The organism is Butyrivibrio sp. LC3010, assembly GCF_000424385.1.
Classification (GTDB): domain Bacteria; phylum Bacillota; class Clostridia; order Lachnospirales; family Lachnospiraceae; genus Butyrivibrio.
Genome location: NZ_AUJU01000005.1, coordinates 180296 through 205242 on the forward strand (window position 1 = coordinate 180296; position 24947 = coordinate 205242).

Sequence of the window (24947 nt, forward strand, 5' to 3'; positions counted from 1 at the left end):
ATATTAAATAAAAATCAGAGAGGGTTTATATGCAACAGAATATACTAGAGTCCATTTTTTCAAAGTACAAAAAAGTATATATTTTCGGAAAAGGAATAAAACAACGTAGATTAGCAGATTTAGCTATCGAGCATGGATGTATTTTTTTAGGTTTTGTAGAATCAGATGAATATTATAAAGAGGAAAATGAAACAATACGGTTATCACAAATGGCACAGTTTTTGAAAGCTGCTGATATTGGAGTAGTTGTGAGTATATCGAATATACACTATACCAATATCAAGAAACAGATTGCATTAAATGATTTACCATATGGGAATTTTTATTTTATTTCAAATTCAGAAAGAAGAATTATATGGGGAGAGAGCGATAGGAAAGAATACTTTGAAAACTATTCTATTCAGAAAAGGCAATTTGATGAAGTAAATAGTGCTCGTAGAGATAATTGTATTAATGTTTTTTGCCATCAGCATATGGGAGATACATTTATCTTAATGGGATTAAAAAAGCTTATTGAAAAGAAATATGGAAGCCCAGTCCACTATATTTTAAAAAAAGGCCATGATTGTATAGCTGAGTTATGTGGTATAAAAGAATATTCAACCATTGATTACTATGGTTTTTTGGCTGAAAACGAACAAATGGGACTGAATAAAAGAGAAATAGATCAAAAAAATGGTGGAATTATAGAGCAACTTTTTTCAAGGATACCATATCAGGGAATAGTTTCAGTTTCATCTTATGCACGGAGAAACAGGGAGTTTGCAAGTGAAACCGAGACTTTAGTTGATTTTAGGGCCGGATCATTTGGTATTAATTGTAATAAATTAGAACCAAAGACGTATTTGATTGAACCTACCGAAAATCTAATAAAAATTGTTGATAGTTTAGGTGGATGGGACAAAATTGTTCTTATAGCACCTGAGGCTAGGTCTAATCCACAGGTATCTCATGATTATTGGTCTATTATAGTAGATGGCTTGAGGAAGCAGGGATTGACAGTAGTATGCAATGCTATTGAAGAAGCGAATCAATTACCACAGACAAAAACGATAGATGTTTCTTTGAGGGATTTAATTGCTTTAGGGCAAAGATGCCATAGTATTTATTCATCAAGGAGTGGACTATGTGATTGTTTGTCATCAAGAGGTAAGAGCCTACATGTATATTATCCTAAAGAAATAGAGGAAAAGTTCGACTATTATTCAATTAACCATAATTTTTACTTAAATGAAGAAGTAGATGAAATTATATGTAGGTAGGTATTTGCTTATATTTATATATTTTTTTTATTAGTTTCTTTATTATTGGTAGATAAACGAGAAAGAACAAGTCATAAACGGTTATTAGTTCTTTGTTAAAGGAATACTAAATGAATGATTTGGAACTCATACACAATCGAATTTTGGATAGTATAGGAATAAGACAGCAAATAATCTGTGATAAATGGCTTGCAGATAGTATTAGTCAAGCATCTTCCATGATTGTGGATAGTCTTAAATCTGGAGGGAGAATTATTATTTGTGGTAATGGAGGCTCCGCAGCAGATGCAATGCATTTTGCTGGTGAAATAGTAGGTCGTTTTCAGATGGAGCGAGATCCGTGGCCCGCTATTGCTTTAAATGGAGATGCTGTCGCTATGTCAGCTATTGCAAATGACTATAACTTTGAAGATGTCTTTGCTAGACAGGTTAAAGGACATGTAAAAAAAGGGGATGTATTTGTTGGCATAAGCACAAGTGGGAATTCTGAAAATGTTTATCGTGCAGTAAAGACAGCTAAGGAAAAAGAGGCTGGCACAATAGCGCTTCTTGGAAAAGATGGAGGAAAAATAAAGGGTGAAGCTAATTATGAAATTATTATTCCAAGTAACAATACAGCAAGAATTCAAGAGTGCCATATAATGGTTATACATTTGATTTGTGAATTAGTAGAAAATAAAATGACGAATAATTTAAGTGAACAATGAAAAGGGGGAAAAAATGAGCAAACTGATGGAAGCCATCTATGAGGATTCAAAGGAAATTGAATATTTAAAAGAAAAATTTATTACAAATCCGCTAGTGATTGTATGCTGTGGGGATGTTGGAACAGCAGCTGCTGTTTGGGCATTAAAAAAAGGAATAAAAATAGTAGGTGCGTGTGATGCATCTCCTGAGAAGCAAGGGAAAAGACTTATGGGGGTAGAAATTTCAAGTGTAGAAGATATAGTACTGAAGTTTGGAAATAAAGTAAACTATTTAATAGCCACTTTACAAAGCGGATTGATTAGAGCTAAATACCGAGAACTTCATAGATTTGGAATAGAAAATATAAATATTTATACGAGATACTTCATCGGACGTTGGGAATGGGGAGATGAACGTTTTGATTTTAATAAAGTAATCAATACACGTGCTTTTAAAGTTGCTCAAAAGGAAGATGAGTATAATGAGGTTATTGAACTGCTAGAGGATCAAACGTCTGTAGAAGTATATGGGAAAATGGTTAGTAGAATTTTTAATAATAGTGTTTTTACAATTTCTGACAAATATATTTCTCATTTGGGGTATTTTAAGCATCCATTCTTTACATTTAATGAAGGTGAAGTTTATATAGATTGTGGGGTTATGGATGGAAACACGATAAAAGAATTTATAGAAATATGTCCAAATTATTCTCATATTTATGCAATAGAAGCAGACAAGATAAATTATCTTAGGTCTTTTTGGGTAACAGGAAAATATCGAGATATATCTTTGATAATGGCGGCCGTTGGAGAAAAGAATGAAATGATTTCATTTGAAACATTAGGATCTGGTATTTCAAAAGTGGCAGAAGAAGGTAGTGAAACAGTGCCATCTATCAGGGGAGATGATTTGAATATTGCTCCTACTATGATAAAGATGGATATAGAAGGAGCAGAACTTGGAGCATTAAAGGGATTATCACATACAATTAAGCGATATAAACCCAAATTAGCCATCTGTATATATCATAGTTTTGAAGATTATTACACTATTCCAATTTTTATTCATAATCTTGTTCCTGAGTATAAGTTATATGTCAGAAATGACAGTGATAATAATAACAATATGGAAACAGTTTTATATGCAACACTATAGTTATTTATGTTATGACAGTTTTACGGAGTAGATTATATAAAGAAGAATAAGAATATGTTTGATTTCTTTAAGGAGACCAGTTATGAATATTTCATCTAGGTGTATGGCTTGTGGCGCTTGTGAGAATATTTGTCCCCAAGATGCTATAAGAATGATTATTGATGATAACGGGTATTATAAACCGTTAATAGATGAAGAAAAATGTATTAAGTGTGGAAAATGCTCAAAAGTTTGTCCTGAACAGAATCTTTTGGAAAATCATAATGAAGAAACACCTATGTGCTATGCTATTTGGGCAAGAAATGAAATAAGAAGAAAAAGCTCCTCTGGTGGAGCTTTTTCTATTTTGGCTGAGAAAATATTATCAATGGGGGGAAAAATTTATGGATGTGCCTTTGGTAGTGATTTTGTGCCTATACATATTGGCATTGATAATGTTGAAGATTTGGGTAAACTTCGTAAAAGTAAGTATGTACAAAGCTATGTCGGAAAGACCTATAGGGAGATAGAACAAGAGTTGAAGACAGGAAGAGTAGTACTGTTTTCCGGAATGCCTTGTCAGGTTGTGGCATTAAGGAATTACCTAAAATATGAGTATGATAATTTATACACGGTTGATCTTGTTTGTAGTGGAAATAATCCTGTAGGGGTATGGAAAGGATACTTAAATGAGTTGGAAAAAAGCTATGGAAAGATATCTAAAATAGACTTCAGAGCAAAAAAATATGGATGGAGATGTGGTGATGTATTATACACTTTAGATAGTGGCAGAGAAATCGATAGTTATCGAGATCCATATATGATTTCATTTTTAAGAGGAATGTTTAGGGAAGAAGCATGCGCTGATTGTAAATATGCTGGATTTCCAAGGGCAGCTGATATTACTATAGGAGATTTTTGGAATATTGAAAAGAAAGAGCGTGCATTAAATGATAATAAAGGAACTAGCCTTGTCATTACTAATTCTGGAAAAGGGAAAAACTTATTTGAGCAGGTAAAAGAAAAATTTTGTTTATGTAAAGAAGTAGATTTTGATTTTACAAAACATAGCAATATGTTTTATAGGAAACGTAGAACATACAATGAACAGGATACTTTTTTCACTTATTATAGGAATGGCTTGCCTATAAATGAATCAATTGATAGAGCGAATAAAAGAAAATATGATATTTGTGTATGTGGAGCTTGGGTAGCGAGAAATTATGGCGCGCATTTAACACAATATGCACTATATCGTCATTTAACAGATTTGGGATATGATGTATTGATGGTGGATAGACGAAATATGCCAACGCTGTTTCGAAAAAATCCATATAAAGCTAGAGCAGCTGGAAAAAATTATTATGATCTGATTTCTATGAAGGAATTAAATGATATATGCGATATATTTATTGTAGGGTCAGATCAACTCTGGAGTTGGAGCGTATTTAATGATTCAGTCTATGTTTATACATTACCTTATGTGGATTCAGATAAGCTAAAAATCTCTTATGCTACTTCATTTGGACGTAGAGATGCTACATTTTTGCCTGAAGAAAAGAGATATATGAAATATATGCTTGGAAGATTTCAAAAAATATCAGTCAGAGAAGATTTTGGAGTTGATATATGTAACAATCTATTTGATGTTGATGCTGAGCAGGTTTTGGATCCGGTTTTTCTTCCTTCAAAAAGTGTATATTATGACATGATAAAGTACTCCGAAAAGAATCTTCCTGAGAATTATATTTTTTGTTATATTATATGGCCAAATGATGAGCTAATTAAATTAATTAATGGGATTTCAGAGGAAAAAGGATGGGATGTTGTATTTGTTGGGGATATTGGAAGACTTGATATAGTAAATTGGACTGTAAAAACGGAGGATGATGTTTTTGTGGAGGATTGGTTGAAATTATTGCAAGGATGTAAACTTGTTATTTCAGATTCATTTCATGCTTATTGTTTTTCTGTTATATTCCAAAAAAATATACTGAGCATTTCAAAGGATCAAGCATGCTTGGATAGGATGTCCTCTTTAGCAAATATGTTGCATTTAGAAAAACCATTGACATACCCTGAATTAATGGGGTTATCTACTGAAGATGTGTTGAACTATGTTAACAGGGATTATGAGCATATAAATAATATACTTGATAAAGTGATTAGCGCATCTAAGAATTGGTTGATCGATGCAATTGGACAAAAAGTAAATAGTTCCTGTATTGATAGTTGGTATGATTCATTTGGGCTAGAATATATACAACAGAGAGCCTCTTTAATTAGGACATCTAAGATGTTTTTAGATGGAATAAAGAACAATTATGATAGTATTGTTACTTTTGGTTTGGGAATGTGTTTTGATAATGAATTTAATAGGATTAGTAATTATATAAATATCGATTATGTATGTGATAATGATAGTACTAAGTGGGGGAAACTCTTTTCTTCCCAAAAGAAAATATGTATTGCTCCGGAAAAGTTGAAAGAACTTAATAAGCCTTATGTAATCATAACAATGTGGAATCCTGAATTTATAGATAATGTAAAAAGGCAATTGGTGGAGTTGGGGATAACAGAATTTATTAGTATTGAAGATTTTATAGCTAATGTTTAGCACAAATTATAGGAAAAATCGATGACAAATTCTAACAGACTTACATATAAAAAAGAATATTCGGTAGAAGAACTCCAAATAGGATTTGATTACTTTATTACTTGTATGACAGATTATTCTATCTGTGATGAAGACAGAATTCTAATAATGTCGGATGAGAGCGAAAGTCTAAATTATTATGTTCTCCATTACCTGTGTAAAGTACCTATAGCAGGTAGAGGGAGAATTTTTATTTTTGCGCCTCTAGATACGGAAAATTATATCAGAGAGAATGCCACTTCTTATTGTTTGTTTATTCCATGTGAAAGAGACATGATTGGTATATTATGCAGGCTTTATACTATTTGTTTGTACAAAGGCAGTGTTATGGTCAGTTCATTGACAATGGCATCCGATGTTGATATGGGTAAAATTATTGATGATTCAGAATTGGAAATCAGAGATATTGCTGCATTATCAGTTTTAAGACTTCGCAGAACCCCGCCTGAAGTAGAGATAAAAAAATATGATTTGGAAGATAAAACTCAATATTTTCATTATGCTAAGAAAAATGATGATTATTTTTATCAAACGGCTATTTATGGTAGAAAAGAAGAATATTACGATATATGCGCTAGCATGATTTCTGGAAATGATCATATAAAAAAAGATGATAAATTAGTGATGTTTGGAGTTATGAAAACATCCTTGGAAATAAAAAAAAGGCTATATGAATATAATTTTGTAGCATTTATAGACAATGATATAAAGAAGCAAGGAACTATGGTGGAGGGACTGCCTGTTATAGCCCCTGAAAAAATTAAAGATGAATATGGGGATGACATTAAGATAATAGTGTCTTCTAAATATTCAAGAGAAATGTGTTCACAACTTGAAAAAATAGGATATCGTGTTAATGAAAATATTTTTTTAGCGTATGTCAAATCATGTGTGAAATATAAAAATGCTATATCATCAACTCCGGAGGAAATTTTTAGTGCCGGAGAGAAAGTATTCATAGATTTGAGAAACAAATTCCCAAATGAACTAATTATGTCTTTGCCATACTCTGGCACAGGTGATGCTTACTTAGCAGGAATGTACATGGAAGAAATGGTAAAAGAACATAATATCGATAAATTCGTAATAACCGTTACATCTAATTCCTGTAAAAAGGTACTAAAGTTATTTGGATTAGATTCATATATTCTTAATATGGATAATTCAAGAAAACTTCTTAATTATGCTAGAATTGTTGGATTTAAAAATGCTAATTATATCGTTTTGAATGATTGCATTGATCATGAAGATGTACTTCAGGTAAGGGGCTGTAGAGATATTGATTTGCATACCATGTTCCAGCGCTTTGTTTTTAGAACTAGTAAGAAAATTACAGTACCTAAGATTTCTAATAATAATTCAGATGAAATTTTTGTTAAGTATGGACTTAGAAAAGGTAGAACAGTTTTGTTGTCTCCATATGCGACGAGCGTTGCTAGTATAACTGATAATACTTGGTATCGGATTGTCAAATGTTTGAAAAATAAAGGGTTTGATGTATGTACCAATATTGGAAGCGATAAAGAAGAGGCAATTCCTGGTACAGTAGGTGTTTTTTTGCCTTATGATATTGTAATCGATTTTGTTAATAAGGCGGGTTTCTTTATTGGCTTAAGAAGTGGGCTTTGTGACATAGTTTCAACTTCCAGTGCATGGAAGTTTATTTTTTACCCCACTTGGAAGCGCGAAGTAGGTGATATAGGTAATCATCCATATAGATATTATAGCTTGAGAAGAATGGAATTCTCAAAAAAAAATCTCATAGAATTGCAGTTTGATGAAGGTAATGATGCTTTTATCTCTAATGCTATAGATCGTAGACTTGATGAAATATTATCCGAAAGGAAACATAATGATATAGGCATTGTTATTTGCAATTATAATGGTGGAAACGACACAGTAAATTGTGTTAATCATATTTTGCAATCAGACTGTGATAATTATGATGTGATCGTAGTAGATAATGCTTCAGAGGATGATTCAATAAAACTTCTTGAAGAGAATTTTGGGAATAAGATAACAATAATCAGAAATACTGAAAATCTCGGAGGCGCAGGAGGTTTCAATACAGGGTTTAATTATGCTTTAGATAAAGGTTATGAATTTATAATGGCTGTAGATCATGATGCTTTTTTGGCTCCATATAGCATAAATCTTATGTATGAGTACTTGTTAGCACATATGGATGTGGGAATGGTCTCAGCTAAAATAATGGTTAATGGAAGAGATGATTTGGTACTTGACTTTGAGCGGGAAATAGATTTCAGAAATTATAATATATATTCAATGTGGTTGAATACACCTGAATATCCTGAGTCAAGAAATGCTGTAGAGAGTGATTTTTGTCCTACGACTGCAGCGATGATTACCAGAAATGCTCTTTTGGCATCAGGAGGAATGAATCCTAAATGTTTTATTTATTTTGATGATGTTGAGATGGGGTATCTAATAAGAAGATCTGGTTTGAGATGTGTTTCACTTGGTCAGGCTAGAGCGTGGCATAAGAGTGGAATGGGCAGGTCTTCAGCAAAGAATACTTTTGCAAGATATTACTTTAATAGGAACAGGTATAGATTTTTTGCAAGATATATACCAAAGTGGGATATAGAAAGATTTGCAGAACATGTACTAAACGAGTGCTTTTCATTTATGTATGGTGCAAGAAGAGATGGAAGTACTGACGTTTATGAAGTAAACAAATATATATTAGAGGATTTCATTGAAGATAGAAGGGGTAAGGCATTAAGGGGAAGAATTGTTGAAACAACAAATTGTAAAGATTCGCAATTGATGAATGTTATAAAAGAAAAGAAAAAGATACAAATCACTGTTGATGCAGGACTGGATATTTGGAGAGGGGAACATTTACAAGAACACTTGGAGCAGTTGGTACCTGGGTTGGACTATTCTATAAATATGAAAATGGATAGTACTAATGTTGTAATGCAAAAAAATACGAATGACGTTGAGTATCAGGATATTGTAATTGTTGATCATGCGAAGAATGCAAATCCTATTCAGGAAAATGTTATATACGTGGATTTATATAACAACATAATTTTCAATAAAGATGATTACGATTATTATCAGAACTATGATAGAGAGTATTCGTTATTCAAGAATAAATATTGGAATCGAACTATTGAGGCCATAAATAATATTCGAAGTAAAGAAGATTGATTTTTGAGCAATAAAGTATATTAGATTCTTAAAGCAGATAAGTTTCTTATGGAAGGGGCAGACAATATATGGAATATATTATAGTTCAGGCAGGCGGCAAAGGCAGCAGGCTTAAGTATTTGACTACTAATAAGCCGAAGGCACTTGTGCCTATTGAAAATCTTCCGATGATTTTTTATTTGTTCCGAAAGTATCCTGACAAGCGATTTATCATAATCGCGGATTATCATAAAGAGGTTTTAAGGAAGTATCTGGCAGCCTTTGCTAAGGTGAAGCATATAGTAGTAGATGCTGATGGAGAGGGTACTTGCGGAGGTGTTAAGCAGGCGATTGAACATATTCCGCAGAGAGAACCGTTTATGCTTGTATGGTCTGATTTGATTTTGCCGGAAGATTTTTCCCTACCAGAAGATTATCAAGGTAATAAAAAAACAGAAGATGACTATGTTGGGATTTCTGGAGATTTTCCTTGTAGGTGGAAATATGAAGATGGAGAATTTGCAGAGGAACGATCTGAAGAACATGGAGTAGCAGGATTCTTTTTGTTTCATGACAAAAGTGTTGTAGAAGATGTTCCTAAAAGCGGTGAACTTGTAAGGTGGATGAGAGATAGCAACCTTCACTTTAGTGAAATCAGTTTACAGGGAACTAAGGAATATGGACTTATAGAGGAATATGAGAAGCTGCTGCAGCCAAAGTGTAGACCATTTAATAAAATTACAGTATCAGATAATGTATTGACCAAAGAACCTGTAGATGAACAAGGGAGAAAGCTATCCAAGAGAGAATGTGCATGGTATGAGAAAGCCAAGGAATTAAATATTGGGATTTTGCCACAAATATACTCTTTGAATCCATTGAAAATGGAGTTTATAGATGGAAAAAATATTTATGAATGTAATTTCAGCTATAAAGAAAAAAAGGAGATTCTCACAAAGCTTATAAGCGAATTGAAGAAACTACACAGTTCTGATGGTATGGCCACTGATAGCTTTAGCTTGAAGGAGGCCTATTATAATAAGACTATTGCAAGGTTATCGAATATACAGGATTTGGTGCCATTTGCTTTGGAGCGGTATATAACTGTAAATGGAAAGCAATGCCGAAATGTTTTTTTCTATAAGGATAAACTTGAGAAAGCACTTGAGAAACTTAAATGCGAAAAGTTTGAATTCATTCATGGCGATTGTACTTTTTCAAATATGATGATAAGAAGCGATGGGTCTCCGGTTCTTATTGATCCTAGAGGTTATTTTGGGTTTACAGAACTATATGGAGATGCCAGATATGATTGGGCAAAGATTTATTATTCGATAGTTGGAAATTATGATACTTTTAATTTAAAAAAATTCAGGCTCCATATTGAGGATGATGGAGTTTCTTTACAGATTGATTCTAACCATTGGGAAGATATGGAAGAAGACTTCTTTAATCTGACGGGATGTGATCAATATGAGATAAGGCTATTGCATGCTGTTATATGGCTTTCGCTTACAACTTATGCCTGGCAGGATTACGATTCTATATGTGGAGCTTTTTATAACGGCTTATGGTATTTGGAAGATGTTCTTTGAGGGGTATAAGGCATGATAGGATATTTTGAGAAACAGTTAAAAGAAATAGATGAATCTGTACACTCTTTAGACGAAAAGCAGTTTAGATTTATGACTAGCAGAGGTGTAGAGGCAATTGAAAATGGTCATAAAATTATTGTTTCCGGATTGGGAAAAAATGTACCTATTTGTGAAAAATTTGTAGGATCTATGGTTTCATTAGGGATGGATGCAGCATTCTTGCATACTAATTCTGCTGTACATGGTGACATGGGAATAGTCAAGGATGGTGATATGGTAATTATCCTTACAAAGAGTGGTGAGACTGAGGAGTCAATTTATTTGGCAAGATTATTAAAAAAGAGAAAAATAGATTTATGGCTTTTGACATTTGAGAAGGATAGTACATTAGTTAGGGAAATTCCTAACAGTATTATTCTTAGCTTGAAGCATGAGGGTGATTTATGGAATATTATGCCTAATAATTCAACTACTGTTAATCTTATAATTTTGCAGGGACTTGTTATGCAGATTGCTAAGGAAAGAAAAATGAAGCTTTCTGATTTTAAGCGCAATCATCCCGGAGGACATATTGGAGAGCTTCTTAAATGAATATTGATTATTCCCAAAAAACAATAGAACAACTAGAGGCTATTAGAGAAGGTGTGCTTAGATGGTATGATTTTTACCCCAATAGCAGAGTTCTATATGTGCCAGATCAACTAGACAATGCCGATAGTAAATATGATTATATTATCTTAAGTGAGCAGTTTGAGAAAAAAAATAATCTTGATGCATTATTTGAACGAATCAAAAAATGTATGGATGATTCTTCAATACTACTTATCAAGATGAATAACCGATTCGGGATAAGATATTTTTGTGGAGATCGTGATCCATACACGAATCGTAGCTTTGATGGTATTGAAAATTATAAACGAGCTTACGCTAGTGTAGATGATATATTTTCAGGCAGAATGTATAGTTGTGCAGAAATGAGAGAAATGCTGAAAAAGGCAGGCATACGCTTTTCCAGATTTTATTCAATTATAAATGATTTAAATAATCCAAGAATGATCTATCGGGAGGATTATCTGCCAAATGAGGATTTATGTGGCAGGGTTTTTCCTGAATACAATTATCCTCAAGCTATTTTTTTAGAAGAAGAGAGCTTATATAATTCACTTGTTCAAAATGGAATGTTTCATGAGATGGCAAACTCTTATTTGGTAGAGTGTAGTCTGAGAGAAGATAACCCTAGACTTTCTGATGTCGTTCATGTTACTGCATCCCTTGAGCGTTCGAGAGAGGATGCTTTGTTTACAATTATTCACAAAAATAATTGTAAGATGACAGTGGAAAAACGTCCGGCTTATAAAGAGGGTACAAAGAGAATATCGGAGTTGGTTGATAATACAGGAGATTTAGAAAAAAATGGTGTGCCTGTAGTTAAATTATCACAAATAGATGATAGCTGCATTATGAAATATATAGAAGATCCTATAGGACAGGTATATTTGGAGAAATTATTGAAAGAGGATATTGATTCTTTTCTTGTTGCCATGGATCATTTTAGGGATGAGATAATTGGATCGTCTGAACATGTTAATGTAAAGAAAGCTGAGAAATGGAATTTGGATATACCATCAGAACGAATGGGAGTAGTTTTAAAGAGAGGATATGTTGATCTTGTTCCGTTAAATAGCTTTTTCAGAAGTGGAGAATTTGTTTTCTTTGATCAGGAATATATGGAGGAGGATTATCCTGCTAATGCAATTATCACAAGGATGATTTCTTCTTTTTGGGGATGGAATGCAGAATTGCATAAGCTGCTATCGCCTGATGTAATGTATGAAAGATATGGGCTTTTGCAGGATAAGCAAAAGTGGTTATCGATGGAGTGGAGATTTTTACAGCGCGTGTGGGGCGAGAATAGCCTTGGAGAGTATCACAGGAATAGGAGACGGGATACAAATGTTGTTTTTAGTAATAGGCAGAGAATGAATTATTCTGCAGATGATTATAATCGCTTATTTGTAGATATATTTAGGAATGCTGATACACGCAAATTGATTGTTTTTGGAACCGGGAGATATGCTGAACGATTTTATGATTTATATCATTATGATTATCCGGTATATGCCGTTATAGATAATAATAATGAAAAGTGGGGGACTAAATGGAAGGATCTTGAAGTACAATCTCCGGATATTTTACGAGAGTTTGCTAGTGGTGAATATAAAGTTATAGTTTGTGTAAAGAATTATATTTCAATTATGAAACAATTGGATGAATTGAAGGTGTTTGAGTATAGTTTTTTTGATCCTTCAAAGGACTATTCCCGAAAACGGAAACCTATCGGTGACTTGACACAAAGTGTAGAACTTTCTAAAAAGAAGTATCATACAGGCTATGTTTCCGGTGTTTTTGATTTATTCCACATAGGACATTTGAATTTACTTCGAAGAGCGAAAGAGCAATGTGATTATTTGATAGTTGGGGTTGTTTCAGATGAGGGTGTGCGAAAACACAAAAGGGTAGAGCCATTTGTCCCATTTGAAGAAAGAATTGAGTTGGTGAAGGCGTGCCGTTATGTGGATGAGGCTGTAGAAATACCAATTGATCTAAACGGACCAAAAGAAGCATGGCCTATGTTTCATTATGATGTGCAATTTTCCGGAAGTGATTATGTTGATAGTCCATATTGGTTAGATGCACAACAATGGCTTAGAAAACATGGGGCAGATTTAGTTTTCTTTCCATATACTGAGAGCACTAACTCAACAAATATAAAAGAACTTATTAAAAAGAAACTAATGTAGATAGTGATTGTAAAAAGATATAGTTATGGTGAATATCTATGAATAAGGATGAACTGGTTCTGTCAACATTGCCCAAAACATGGGTTTTTGATTTGGATGGGACGATATTGAAACATAACGGATATATTATAGATGGAGTAGACTCTTTACTTCCCGGAGCTGCTGAATATATCTCAGAAATCCCGATAGAGGATAGGGTTGTGATTTTTACATCTCGTAAAGAACAGTATCGGGATCAAACTATAGATTTTTTGAAAAAGAATGGAATACGTTATGACAATATTTTATTTGAGATGCCTATGGGGGAGAGGATTGTAGTTAATGATAGAAAACCTTCTGGTATAGATATGGCTGTAGCGATAAATATAAATAGAAATGAATTTATGATTCCGATTATCAAGAGGGTTACATAAATGTAAAAATATGGATATCAGATCGTGTGCAGAAAATATAGGAGGGGCATTTGAGGAAGGCGGCTTTTCTTGACCGAGATGGAACAATAAATGTTGATAGGGGATATGTTCATAGACCTTGCGAATTTATATTTATGGAAGGTGCTATTGAAGGGCTAAAGCTACTTAGAGAAGCTGGATTTCTTATAATAGTTATAACAAACCAGTCAGGAATTGGTAGGGGATATTTTTCAGAACAAGAATATCTTCAATTTCAAAACTGGATAGATAACGAGCTTGACGGATATGAAGTTCATATTGATGGATGGTATTATTGTCCTCATGTTGAGGAGGATAATTGCAGTTGCCGAAAACCTAAGATAGGTTTATTTGAAAATGCAGCGAATGATTTTGACATAGACTGGGATACTTCATTTGCAGTAGGGGATAAACTGCGGGACTTGACAATCTGTGAGATTAAGAATATGAGAGGATATTGGATATCTTCAGACACTGAAATAGAATTATCACATAATATTATGAGGGTAAGTTCACTAAAAGAAGCAGTGGAAAATTTTATTTCTTAAGTTTCATGTCAGTATACTGACACGTTGATGATATATTCTGAACTTTTTTATAGGTTTTTATTACAATACACGTAGTATAGGTGCATATGGGTAATATGGGATAGTTACAAAAGTGGAGATAGGGGAAGTGGAAAATGATTGATAATATTTCAAAGCTAAGGCAAATTCAATTAGAATTGCTTGATGAATTTTCCAAGGTTTGTGAAGCACATAATCTAAAGTGGTATGCCATATTTGGTACACTACTGGGAGCCATTCGTGAGGAAGGTTTCCTCCCTTGGGATGATGACATAGATGTAGCGATGCCAATAGATGATTTTAGGACATTATGCCTTCATAAGGAGTGGTTTGATGATAGATATTATCTGCAGACTCCTTTAGATGAAGGATTAATCCGTATGGCTAAGCTTCGCAAGAATGGAACTACAGCTTTTAGAGGAGGATTTTTGGAGAATCTAAGAGCCGGTGGGCATAGAGGTATTCCGATAGACATTATTCCTCTCTCTGAGATTCCGGGTACCGGTTCATGTTGTACTCCGACTCTTGGAGGAACAAAAAGAAAGCACGTCTACCTTAATGAATGGTTTGAGCCTGCAGGAATCGCGCAATTTGAAGGGATAACTGTGCGTATTCCGGCTAAACCGAGAAAAATCCTATCTGAGACATATGGTGATTGGGGATGGCCTTCGGGGGCTGAACATTGCGTGCCAGGGTATTGGTTTTTTGATACTGAGACTGACTATACCGTATATTTCAAGAGATATACCGGGATGCTTGAAGGAATTGAAGGTAAGAAGATTTACCTATTCGGAGCAGCTGATTCGCTTCGTATATGGCTTGAGAGGTTTGGTCTTAATAGTCAGGTAGTTTGTGCTTTTGATAATTCACCTGCGAAATGGGGAAAGAAGGTATTTGGTGTTGATGTAAGAAATCCTGAAGAATTAAAATCGATGATTGATGACAACAGCAGAGTGATAATTGTGAGTCTGTGGCATCAGGAAATAGGTCGTCAGTTGGAAAAAATGGGAATAACTGACTATTACGTTTATATTGATGATTATTATGATGAGAAAGTAGGGAACAAAGTAGTCAGAAGAGAGGATTTACCTAAAGGAGATACATCTATTCCAAAGTGGGAATTCTAATAATTGCTATTTTGGATGATATAGTGAATTTTTATTTTTGAATATAATATTTTAAGAGGAATGCGTAATATTATTAGTGATTGACAAGATTCAAACAGATTTATTGTTTGAATCTTGTTTTTGTTATATCATATATGTATCAATTATATGAGAGGAATTATTCATGAAGATTTTGAGGGTTGAGGCTAGTAATTTTAAAAATTGTGAAGATGGTTTCAGTATAGACTTTATGCCTACGGCAAGGAAAACATCTGAAGATAAAGAGTATGAATTACAGGAAATAGCAGAAGAATTGTATGTTTTTTCTACCGTGGGGATAGTGGGGAAAAATGCTTCGGGAAAAACAACAGTACTGGATTTATTGAATGTTTGTTATGATATCTTGACCAGGTTCAGAATTGGCAAGAAAGAGTATTCTCTAAATGGAGCAAAACTGACAATCTATTTCTTTTATGAGGGATGCATATATAAGTATCAGTTACAGCTTAATGATGATGATGTTACAGGAATAGTTTATTTCGAAGATCAGATCATCATGAAGAAAGAATATTATAAAACCTATGTAAATAAGATTTTTGACGATGATGGATTTGAGATTTGTGAATTTGATAGTAGACTCCCTAAAGATACATCAATAGCATTTTTTGTGATAGATGCTATTCAGAATGGTACGGCATATATAAAGAGCAGTGATTTTGGGCCGGATATTTTTAGGTTGGTTTTTTATATGGAGAAAACATTAAAAAACTTTAATGAGATTTTGAAGAAAATACTTAGAATTTTTGATGAGAATATTTCCGGTTTAGAAAAAGTAGATGAGAATAATTACAAAATAGTGTTTGATGGCAAGGAAGAAGTAGTCTCAGATGAGGTTTTGTATACCAGACTTTCCAGTGGAACAAACAAGGGGCTAAGGCTATACATGTTTGTAGCTTTATCTTTGCTAAATGGTGATGATTTGATTATTGATGAGATAGAAAATCATTTTCATAAGACTTTAGTTGAGAACATAATAAGCTTATATAAAGACAAGAGTGTTAATAAAAATAATGCCTCTTTGATATTTACTACACATTATTGCGAGTTGTTAGATTTGTTTGATAGGCAGGACAATATTTATGTTACAAGAGCAGATAGCAAAGTCAGATTATTCAATATGTACAGAGATTATAACATTAGGTCAGAGCTTCAAAAAAGTAAGCAATTTTATAACGATGCATTTAATACTGCTGTTAATTATGAAGCACTTATGGATCTTAAGAAGGAATTGAGAAGATGAAGCTACTTGTTATGTGTGAAGGTCCAAATGAGAAGACGATTATGGATTTGCTATTAGCTAATAATTGTCTGGCATTTTCAGAGGATGACCTATTGGGAAGTGTGATTTTTCATGCCAGACAAATAAAGAAATCATCTTTGGTTAGAATCGAATTGAATGCATATATGGGTGACGTTAAGATACTAAGAATTTGAGATAAGCAAAGCGATAAGCTGGCAATTCCTAAAGAATATGCGAATAAAATTGTATGTGTTGAAAGGTATTGTACATTACCTGAACTGGAAATGTTATTGATTATAGCGGAAAATAAGAAAGATGAATTTGAAAAAGTAAAATCAAAGATTTCAGCTAAGGAATTTGCCAAGACAAATATAAAGTATAACAATCATTATTATGATAATAGTAGTAAGTTTTACGTTGATTATTTTGGAAATAATATAAGTCTTCTTATACAAACAATCCGCGAATATGCCGAATTAAAGGTAAATCACATGCTAAAGATCAACATTGTTTAGCAGAACTGTTGAATTAGTAATAATGGATAATTCTATGAGGGGATACTAATATATGGATGCTAAGATAATAGAGTTGATTAGCAATCATCTTCAGGATGACTTCAGCAGACAAATTTTTGATAAACGGGTTAAATGGTCAGAGACCAGGGATAATTGCTATATTGACCAATTGCTTGAACTAGTTGTAGATGCAGGCGAGAAAAGCAAGGTCATTACTAAACTTAAAAATACAAAAGGTAAACTTGTTATTCGTGGCGCAGGGAATGAATACCGTAGTTGGATTAGATGGATTCCTGATTTGAAATTTGAAGCATTTTGCGATAGTGATCCTGTGAAAATAGCCAATGGAAATATATATGGCAAACCGGTGATTTCTAATAAAGATTTTTATGAGAATTATGAGGACTATTTTATAGCAGTCAACTCAACTGCATATAATTCAGAGATATTATCAGAACTGAAGAATAATGGTGTTGATGAAAAACGTATCATCAATTTGGGAGATGTATGTAAGCAAATTTGTGGAACTCAGTATTTTGAGAAAGGTATTATCGCACCTGTTCAAAATGAGGTTTTTGTAGATGGCGGAGCCTATGATGGTGCAACATGCGACCGCTTTATTGAATGGTGTAGTGGGAATTATAATTCAATCTATGCTTTTGAACCAGACAAAAGAAATTACGAAAGGCTAAATAAAAAGGTAAAGGATAATAATTTGTTAATGCCTAAAATGCATCTTATAAATAGAGGCCTCTGGAGCAAGGAAACAACTCTTTCATTTTCAGAGTCAGGAACGCAGGGCTCCCATATTACGGAAGGAGAGGGAACTATTCAAATAAAAACTGCTGCAATCGATGATGTGATTAAGGATGATAAAGTCACGTTTATTAAACTTGATGTGGAGGGGGCTGAAAAAGAAGCGCTTCTTGGAGCAGAAGAGATAATAAGACGTGATCATCCCAGAATGGCAATAAGTATATATCATAAGCCTGAAGATATATGGGAACTTCCGGAACTGGTGTTATCTCTTAATAATGATTACAAATTATGGCTGAGACATTATCAGCTCAGCGAGTGTGAGACTATTCTGTATGCGTTATGAATAAGATGAATTCAATTTTGGGTGATTTAATATGAGTAATGAAAAAAATACGAGAGCGCAACAACGACTACTGTATATGGCTAATACTATTGAAGGCATTTTGAACAGTAACGAAATACCACATTCTATAATATATGGAACCCTTCTAGGGGCAGTAAGGCATGGGGGGTTTATACCATGGGACGATGATTTTGATTTTTGTGTTTTTGATGAGGTGTATGATGAAGCAATAAGGTGTTTACGCAAAGAACTACCGGAGGATCTGTTTGTTGAGGATGAGACAACAGAGCCTCTATTTTTTCATGCATGGGCACATGTAAAGGATTTAAATACCGTAGCATACAGTAAAGCCTTTCTTCAAGACAATGCATATGCACACCATGGCCTTTCAATTGACTTATATCGAATGAAAAAGGTGAAGTTTTCAGATATGTATGAAGAAGCTGAGAGGCAGTATGATATATATATTGAGAAAAGAAAGAAATTAGGTCTCATGAGCGACGAAGAGTATAAAAGACGTGTGACGGAAGGGAAAGCAGCTCGTGAACGCTGGTATAATAGGATACTTGTTAAATCCGAAAAAAATAATGAGGATACCGAAAGATATATATATTGTAATATATACACTTCGCTTTTTAGGCATGAGATAGATGATTTTTTCCCTTTAAAAAAATACAAATTTGAAGATTTGGAATTTTGGGGGCCAAATAATGGTGATAAGATGCTAAAGCATTGGTATGGCAATTCATATATGAATCTGCCTCCGGTTGAAAGGCGGGTTGCTCATTTTGATTCTGTGAAGTTTTTGGATTAAGGCATTATTTGAGTTGTGTTCTAATTAGATAAAAGATGGTTAAAGCTGAAGCCAAGTATTTAAATATAATAGAGTTGGACACGGCCAGGACAGAAATATCACTGGATGAGATAGGAGGGATACTTGATAAGAATCCCACCTTTTGTATTTATTTTTATCTTAATGGTGATTTTTATGGCTGTGTTGATGGTAGTGATATTCTAAAGGCTAATAAAGCATTTAAGGATAAAGTATCTATCAAAAGGGATGTTATTACTGTAAAAAGTGGCTGCTATATGGAGGCGTTGGAGACTTTTTATAAACAGCCTAATCTTAAGGTTATTCCGATAATAGCTGATAATGGGCATATTGATGGTGAATATCAGAGATGGGATGACAGAATATACCTTAAATATGCTGATGAGTATTTGGGTAGCAGCTGTATGAAGGAGTTTTTTTCAAAAAATAGTAAGATTGCAATGGTTCGTCCAACTGGTGGCAATCTTATAGAAAAGAAGGAGTTTTTTGATAAGTATAAAGTCCTCTTTCAGACTCTTGGTTGTGAAGTGGTGGAGATTAGTAAGAGCGAAATAGATGACGTTTATAATAATGTTAAATACATAATAGTCGTTGATGAAAATGAAGGTTGGGGTATTGGGGCTCATTATGAAGCTGTGAATCGAAGGCGATACAATTGGTATAAGGCTCTGACTATAAGACGTATCGAGGATCATTTTAATACATATAATGCTTTATCCTGTATGGAGGAGGTTCTGGTTAATCTTGCTAATAGGGGGGCAACCGTGCTATCTGTATTTTGCAGGGATAATGGGAGTGATTATTACAGGAGAATAGACAGAGAGCTTAATGAAAAATATGCTACTGCTGGAATTCCAAGAGCGGATGTCATTTTGCCACAGTGGTATGAAGACTATTTTGATGATCTATATGATAAAGAATATGTAGATAAAATTCTTGGGATAGGTTTTCCAATCATTAAGACAAGCGGAGTACACAAGCTTATTGATTGTAAGAGCGATGTTTATAATGTTGTAAATGGTGAGAGGGTGACAGTAGGCCAGCCTGAAAATTATGATAGGAGAATCCTGTTTTTTGGACGGTGTTTTGCGACCGGTTTTCGTGTTGATGATAGGCATACAATTGAGAGCATTCTGCAGGAAAGGCTTAATAGGGATGGATACAAGGCATTGGTGAGAAACCTTGGTTGTTGGGATAGCATGTATGGTGTTCTTAATAAGATTGTTTCTGCGAATATCAGAGAGGGCGATATTGTAATTGTACAGACTGAAGGCATTACAAATGATAATATTCTTTCGCTTAATATAGCAGATGTTATGGAGGAAGGTGATGTCCCTTCGAATTGGATGGTAGATTCGCTTGAACATGTTAATCACAAAGGATATAAGCTACTCGCTGATGCGATTTATAGAAAACTTGAAGGTGATATTGCTTTAGGGAAAAAAACGGAAGAGACTCTGATAAACGGTGTTTCTTATCCGATAATTGATAGGTATATAGATCGGTATTTTTCTGAGTTTGATGGTAGCAGGTACTCTGAAATAGGTTCAATTGTGATGAACTGCAACCCTTTTACTTATGGGCATAGATATCTTATTGAAGAAGCTTTAAAACGAGTAGATTATTTAATTGTTTTTGTTGTTCAGGAAGATCAGTCAGTATTTTCTTTTGACGTGAGGATGGCATGTGTTAAAGCCGGAGTGGCTGACTTGGAGAATGTCCTTATTGTTCCGTCGGGTGATTTTATAATCTCACAAAGAACATTTCCTGAGTATTTTTTGAAAGTCGATGATGAAGATCTTACCAGCAATATGGAGTTTGATATTAAACTTTTTGCAGATAAGATTGCACCTCGTTTAAATATAAAGTATCGATTTGTAGGTGAAGAAATAAGTGATGATGTTACAAGACAGTATAATGAAACTATGAGACGTATCTTGCCTCGATATGGCATCGAGTACGTTGAGATTCCAAGGAAGAAGAGTGGGAATGATGTTATTAGCGCTTCACGAGTGCGAGAGTTCCTGAGAGATGAGGGCAAAATCGGGGAAGTGAAGGAACTGGTTCCGGAGTCGACAGCGAGGGTTATGGGTATTTGAGTTGTTTATGTGTGGGTGGTGAAGTTTTTGTAGTAAATATGCTTGTAAGGCGAGCGGATGATGGGAAATTATATTTATACGATTCTGTAAGAACAAAAAAGGAAGGTGTGCAGCTCGCTTCGGAATAATCCATACGGTAGTAAACATCATCTTCCTATAAATATTAAATGTACAAATATGATTGTTTGTCAAGGAATTAAGATTCATTAGGTTATTGGGGAATAGAAAATGAGTATAATTCTGCTGGTGCGTGATTAAATATTATAGATATGCAAACGGATATAACTAATAGCAAAAACTATAAATGGATATACACCTACGATTACGCTCCTGAATCTATCTGGGAACCGTGGCGTGATGAAGAAACTGAGGCAGGCTGGATAGATGAGGAGGCCGAATCAGTAGTTCGCAGATTGCAGAGCGATTTGCCATGTTATATTCTGCTTACGGATTCTCACTATGTTATCAATGGAACTTGGGATGACACCTTTAAGAGCATGAAGGTTTTGTCTGAGAAGTTGGGCGTAATAAGCAGGACGAATTTGTCTGGAAATGGACAAGGTCTTCTTGCAGGGATAATTCATCTGGGGGACCTGACGGATGGTCTATTGCCACTTCATAAGACCAGACAGTTTGAGGGAAAATGTATAGCAGGTATGCAAAGCCTGGGTGCACCTCTTTTTCTAACTCCGGGCAATCATGATTATAACTATTTCAGAGGTAACCCTGAGGTGGTTTATCCGGAAGTTCCGCAGTTCTATGTGGACAAAGAGGATGAAAAGCTTCGCATGATTTTTATAGATTCCTTTGATCCTAAAGAACAGGTGAGATATGGCTTCACGGATTATTGCATTCATTGGCTTGATGCAACTCTTAGCAATATGCCGGAGGATCTGCATGCGGTGATTTTTTCTCATGTTACGCCGCTTGTAAGGCTTCAGGCCTGGGCGAAGGATATTAGAAACAGAGCAAAATTGATTGATGTCCTAAATAAACATGCCAAAAAAATAATGGCTTTTATAAATGGTCATAATCATTGTGATCACCTTTTTAATGATCTTAACAATGGCATGTTTCCGATTATTTCTATTAACTGTGCAAAGTGTGAATATTTCCAGGAGCATAAGCCTGAGGGTGCGGTAGTACCTGAGAGGGCTTTGGGGGATAGAACCCAGGAGAGCTTTGATATTTTGCAGATTGATACAGAGAATGGGAAAATGTATTTCACAAGATTTGGTGCCGGAAGTGACAGATATGTTGAGAATCACAAGGCTTATTGGAGGAATATATAATGAAGATATGGGCGCACAGAGGCTGTAGCCAGAATTATCCGGAGAATACGTTAACTTCCTTTGAGAAGGCGATGAATATAGAGGGTATATCAGGAATTGAACTGGATATTCAGCTTACGAATGATGGTGAGCTTGTTGTAATCCATGATGAGAAGGTGGACAGAACCACAGATGGAATAGGTTTTGTGAGGGACTTTTCCTTATCTGAACTTAAGACCTTACATATCAGAACAGGCGAAGAGAGGGCTGAGCACATTCCAACCATGAGAGAAGTATTAGACTTATTAAAATCCAGAATGTTTAATGGACTGAAGCTGAATATTGAGTTAAAAAACAGTGTCTATCATTATCCCGGAATGGAAGAAAAGATTGTAAAGCTGGTTGCAGAGTATGGCCTTCAGGAGCAGATAGTATATTCCAGTTTTTATCCCAATTCACTTCTAAAGGTTCATGAATTGGAGCCTGCAGCTAAGCTGGGAGTGCTTAATGGGGCGTTGTCCAATTGTCTGTTCATGGCACTTGGAATTGAAGACTTGCTTAAGCTTGAGAGAGGAAGCATTGCTCTTCACCCAAGCGGGAATGGCCTGGATATTCCTGCCGATATGGTTAGCGGGAGAACGGTCAGGGTATGGTTTGGAGGACATCTTTATCCATCCAAGCCTACAGGTGGCAGGATGGATTTTGAGCGATTTGAAAATGCCGGTGTTACGGATGTATTTATAAACGAACCAGAGGTATATCTGTAATAGCAAAGACGCAGTGTAATCACTGCGTCTTTGCTAGTTCAAGTATTTTATCAATTACTGTCTGCATATCACTCTTGATATCATTTGAAAACAGTGTGCCAAAATGTCCTTTGGCATTGTCTGACTGCTTCTTGTAGTACTTCGGATCAGTTATGTAATGGAGTACGTCACTTATCATTTCCTCGTAGTCTTTACAAATGAAATCCTCTCCGGCGAAGGATGCTACATCGCTGTCTGAAAGGGTTGTAACAGGGATACCCATACGCATGGCTCTGGTGGCACCGCTCGCGCCACCTGACCGTTTGGGATTGATAAATAAGTCTATTATTTTCAGGACGCTTAAGAAGTCTTTTCTGTATCCAAGGCGGGTAGAGCGCGCTTCTAATATGTCTGGAAGCGTTTGTTCGAAGGGACCGATGTATACAAAATGTGCTCTTGGGTTCTGTTCTGCGATGGATATCATCACATCTTTGAATTCTTCAGTAACTTCACGTTCGATTCTGTTTCCTATAACGCCGATTGTGAAGGCGTCTTCAGGAATTCTTCGTAAGGATGGAACAACTGCATTCAGAGGGGCTTTTGCGGAAGAGTTGAAGAAAAGCGGACATCATGGGATCCCGATAGATATAATTCCACTTGCAGAGTTACCTGGAAGCGGATGTTATCAGACTCCTACACTTTCTTCTTTTAAGAAAAAAGCTGTTTATTTAAAGGAGTGGTTTGAACCTGCCGGTGAGATTCAATTTGAGGGGATTACTTTAAGAAGGCCTGCTAAACATAGGAAGATTTTGACTGAGGTATATAAAGGATGGGACTGGCCGTTTGGCGCTCAGCGTTGCTGCCCTTCATTCTGGTTTTTTGATACCGAAACGGATTACAAGGTCTATATTAAGCGTTATACGGGAATGCTTGATGGAATAAAGGGGAAGAAAATATACGTATTCGGTGCTGCTGACAGTTTGCGCGTCTGGCTTGAGCGATTTGATCTGAAGGATCAGGTAGTCTGTACTTTTGATAATGATAAGGGTAAATGGGGCAAGAAAAGCTATGGAATTGAAATAAGAAACCCTGCAGAAATCGCGAAGGTTCTTGATGAAGATAGTAGATTGATCATCGTTAGTATCTGGCATCAGGAGATTGGGAAGCAACTAGAGAAGATGGGAATTACTGATTATTACGTTTATGTGGATTACTATTATGATGAGAAAATTGGTAATAAGGTAGTTCGCAGAGAGGACTTACCAAAAGGTGAGCTGGAAATTCCCAAGTGGAATGGATGACGTTGAGATGCATATTCGTGACGAGATAAAAATAAGTCTTTTAGGCTGTTGTGTAATAAGGGATATATTTGGACTTCATGATAATGATGGAGGCTATTATATTAAGCGTTTTGTTCAGGATGTTAGCCCAATATCACTGGTTACACAATCTCCGTTATTGCATCCTCTAACAGATGAGTATGATTGGCTTTTTGATGGTAAAAGCAGGTTTTGGGGGAAGTGCCAGAAACTGGAGCTTCAAAAGAGAGTATTGGAATATATTGCTGAAGAACCATTTGATTATCTGATTTTTGATGTTGCTGAATTCAGAAGAAAGCTTTTATAATTCTCAGAGAATCAGGGATGGTTCTCTGAGAATTATTATTTAAGGAGTTTTCTTCAAAG

General features: G+C 34.9%; 21 protein-coding genes. 20 read left to right on the forward strand and 1 reads right to left on the reverse strand.

What is annotated here, in order from left to right:
- Positions 1 to 29: 29 nt before the first annotated feature.
- The 18 genes from G622_RS0105750 (at position 30) to G622_RS0105835 (ending at position 23283) form a co-directional block, all read left to right on the forward strand.
- Positions 30 to 1262, forward strand: coding sequence for a hypothetical protein (locus G622_RS0105750; RefSeq protein ID WP_026509902.1), 1233 nt, complete (start codon positions 30 to 32; stop codon positions 1260 to 1262).
- 110 nt (positions 1263 to 1372) lie between these two features.
- The gene (gmhA, locus tag G622_RS0105755) at positions 1373 to 1969 is read left to right on the forward strand and encodes a D-sedoheptulose 7-phosphate isomerase (RefSeq protein WP_044957186.1); all 597 of its coding nucleotides are present in this window, start codon (positions 1373 to 1375) and stop codon (positions 1967 to 1969) included.
- 13 nt (positions 1970 to 1982) lie between these two features.
- Positions 1983 to 3104, forward strand: coding sequence for an FkbM family methyltransferase (locus G622_RS25195; protein ID WP_081675198.1), 1122 nt, complete (start codon positions 1983 to 1985; stop codon positions 3102 to 3104).
- An 82-nt stretch (positions 3105 to 3186) separates the two neighbouring features.
- A complete protein-coding gene (locus G622_RS24370; protein WP_049945708.1) occupies positions 3187 to 5700 on the forward strand; it encodes a polysaccharide pyruvyl transferase family protein in 2514 nt (837 codons plus the stop codon).
- A gap of 21 nt (positions 5701 to 5721) precedes the next feature.
- Positions 5722 to 8919: a glycosyltransferase family 2 protein gene (locus tag G622_RS24375; protein ID WP_026509905.1), complete on the forward strand. Its 3198-nt coding sequence runs from the start codon at positions 5722 to 5724 to the stop codon at positions 8917 to 8919.
- 68 nt (positions 8920 to 8987) lie between these two features.
- Positions 8988 to 10493: a sugar phosphate nucleotidyltransferase gene (locus tag G622_RS0105775; RefSeq protein ID WP_026509906.1), complete on the forward strand. Its 1506-nt coding sequence runs from the start codon at positions 8988 to 8990 to the stop codon at positions 10491 to 10493.
- 12 nt (positions 10494 to 10505) lie between these two features.
- Positions 10506 to 11084 (forward strand): SIS domain-containing protein, encoded by a 579-nt coding sequence (locus G622_RS0105780; protein WP_026509907.1) that lies wholly within the window; start codon positions 10506 to 10508, stop codon positions 11082 to 11084.
- A complete protein-coding gene (locus G622_RS26450; RefSeq protein WP_242832963.1) occupies positions 11081 to 13294 on the forward strand; it encodes an adenylyltransferase/cytidyltransferase family protein in 2214 nt (737 codons plus the stop codon). The genes G622_RS0105780 and G622_RS26450 overlap by 4 nt, the downstream gene beginning before the upstream one ends.
- A gap of 38 nt (positions 13295 to 13332) precedes the next feature.
- The gene (locus G622_RS0105790) at positions 13333 to 13707 is read left to right on the forward strand and encodes a hypothetical protein (protein ID WP_026509909.1); all 375 of its coding nucleotides are present in this window, start codon (positions 13333 to 13335) and stop codon (positions 13705 to 13707) included.
- Between the two features lie 50 nt (positions 13708 to 13757).
- A complete protein-coding gene (locus G622_RS21825; protein WP_044957187.1) occupies positions 13758 to 14273 on the forward strand; it encodes a D-glycero-alpha-D-manno-heptose-1,7-bisphosphate 7-phosphatase in 516 nt (171 codons plus the stop codon).
- Positions 14274 to 14407: 134 nt separating this feature from the next.
- The gene (locus G622_RS24380; protein ID WP_026509910.1) at positions 14408 to 15418 is read left to right on the forward strand and encodes a LicD family protein; all 1011 of its coding nucleotides are present in this window, start codon (positions 14408 to 14410) and stop codon (positions 15416 to 15418) included.
- A 163-nt stretch (positions 15419 to 15581) separates the two neighbouring features.
- Positions 15582 to 16697, forward strand: a complete 1116-nt coding sequence (locus tag G622_RS0105805; protein ID WP_026509911.1) for an AAA family ATPase — start codon at positions 15582 to 15584, stop codon at positions 16695 to 16697.
- Positions 16694 to 16891 carry a hypothetical protein gene (locus G622_RS26455; RefSeq protein WP_242832964.1) on the forward strand — a complete coding sequence of 66 codons (198 nt, stop codon included), beginning with the start codon at positions 16694 to 16696 and terminating at the stop codon, positions 16889 to 16891. Before G622_RS0105805 ends, G622_RS26455 begins: the two co-directional genes overlap by 4 nt.
- A 373-nt stretch (positions 16892 to 17264) precedes the next feature.
- A complete protein-coding gene (locus G622_RS24385) occupies positions 17265 to 18314 on the forward strand; it encodes an FkbM family methyltransferase (RefSeq protein WP_049945709.1) in 1050 nt (349 codons plus the stop codon).
- Positions 18315 to 18345: 31 nt separating this feature from the next.
- The gene (locus G622_RS0105820; protein WP_026509912.1) at positions 18346 to 19128 is read left to right on the forward strand and encodes a LicD family protein; all 783 of its coding nucleotides are present in this window, start codon (positions 18346 to 18348) and stop codon (positions 19126 to 19128) included.
- A gap of 35 nt (positions 19129 to 19163) precedes the next feature.
- A complete protein-coding gene (locus G622_RS24390; RefSeq protein ID WP_049945710.1) occupies positions 19164 to 21245 on the forward strand; it encodes an adenylyltransferase/cytidyltransferase family protein in 2082 nt (693 codons plus the stop codon).
- Positions 21246 to 21514: 269 nt separating this feature from the next.
- Complete coding sequence (locus tag G622_RS0105830) at positions 21515 to 22537, forward strand: metallophosphoesterase family protein (RefSeq protein WP_026509913.1); 1023 nt, start codon at positions 21515 to 21517, stop codon at positions 22535 to 22537.
- Positions 22537 to 23283 carry a glycerophosphodiester phosphodiesterase family protein gene (locus G622_RS0105835; protein WP_026509914.1) on the forward strand — a complete coding sequence of 249 codons (747 nt, stop codon included), beginning with the start codon at positions 22537 to 22539 and terminating at the stop codon, positions 23281 to 23283. The genes G622_RS0105830 and G622_RS0105835 overlap by 1 nt, the downstream gene beginning before the upstream one ends.
- A gap of 19 nt (positions 23284 to 23302) precedes the next feature.
- On the opposite strand, the gene G622_RS0105840 is transcribed toward G622_RS0105835, so the two are convergent.
- Entirely contained in the window at positions 23303 to 23551 is a 249-nt protein-coding gene (locus tag G622_RS0105840; RefSeq protein WP_155831424.1) for a hypothetical protein, read from the reverse strand.
- Between the two features lie 148 nt (positions 23552 to 23699).
- Between G622_RS0105840 and G622_RS0105845 the strand changes: the two genes are divergently transcribed.
- Both G622_RS0105845 and G622_RS0105850 read left to right on the forward strand, forming a co-directional pair.
- A complete protein-coding gene (locus tag G622_RS0105845; protein ID WP_026509916.1) occupies positions 23700 to 24563 on the forward strand; it encodes a hypothetical protein in 864 nt (287 codons plus the stop codon).
- Positions 24532 to 24888 (forward strand): DUF6270 domain-containing protein, encoded by a 357-nt coding sequence (locus G622_RS0105850; protein WP_155831425.1) that lies wholly within the window; start codon positions 24532 to 24534, stop codon positions 24886 to 24888. The genes G622_RS0105845 and G622_RS0105850 overlap by 32 nt, the downstream gene beginning before the upstream one ends.
- Positions 24889 to 24947: the final 59 nt, after the last annotated feature.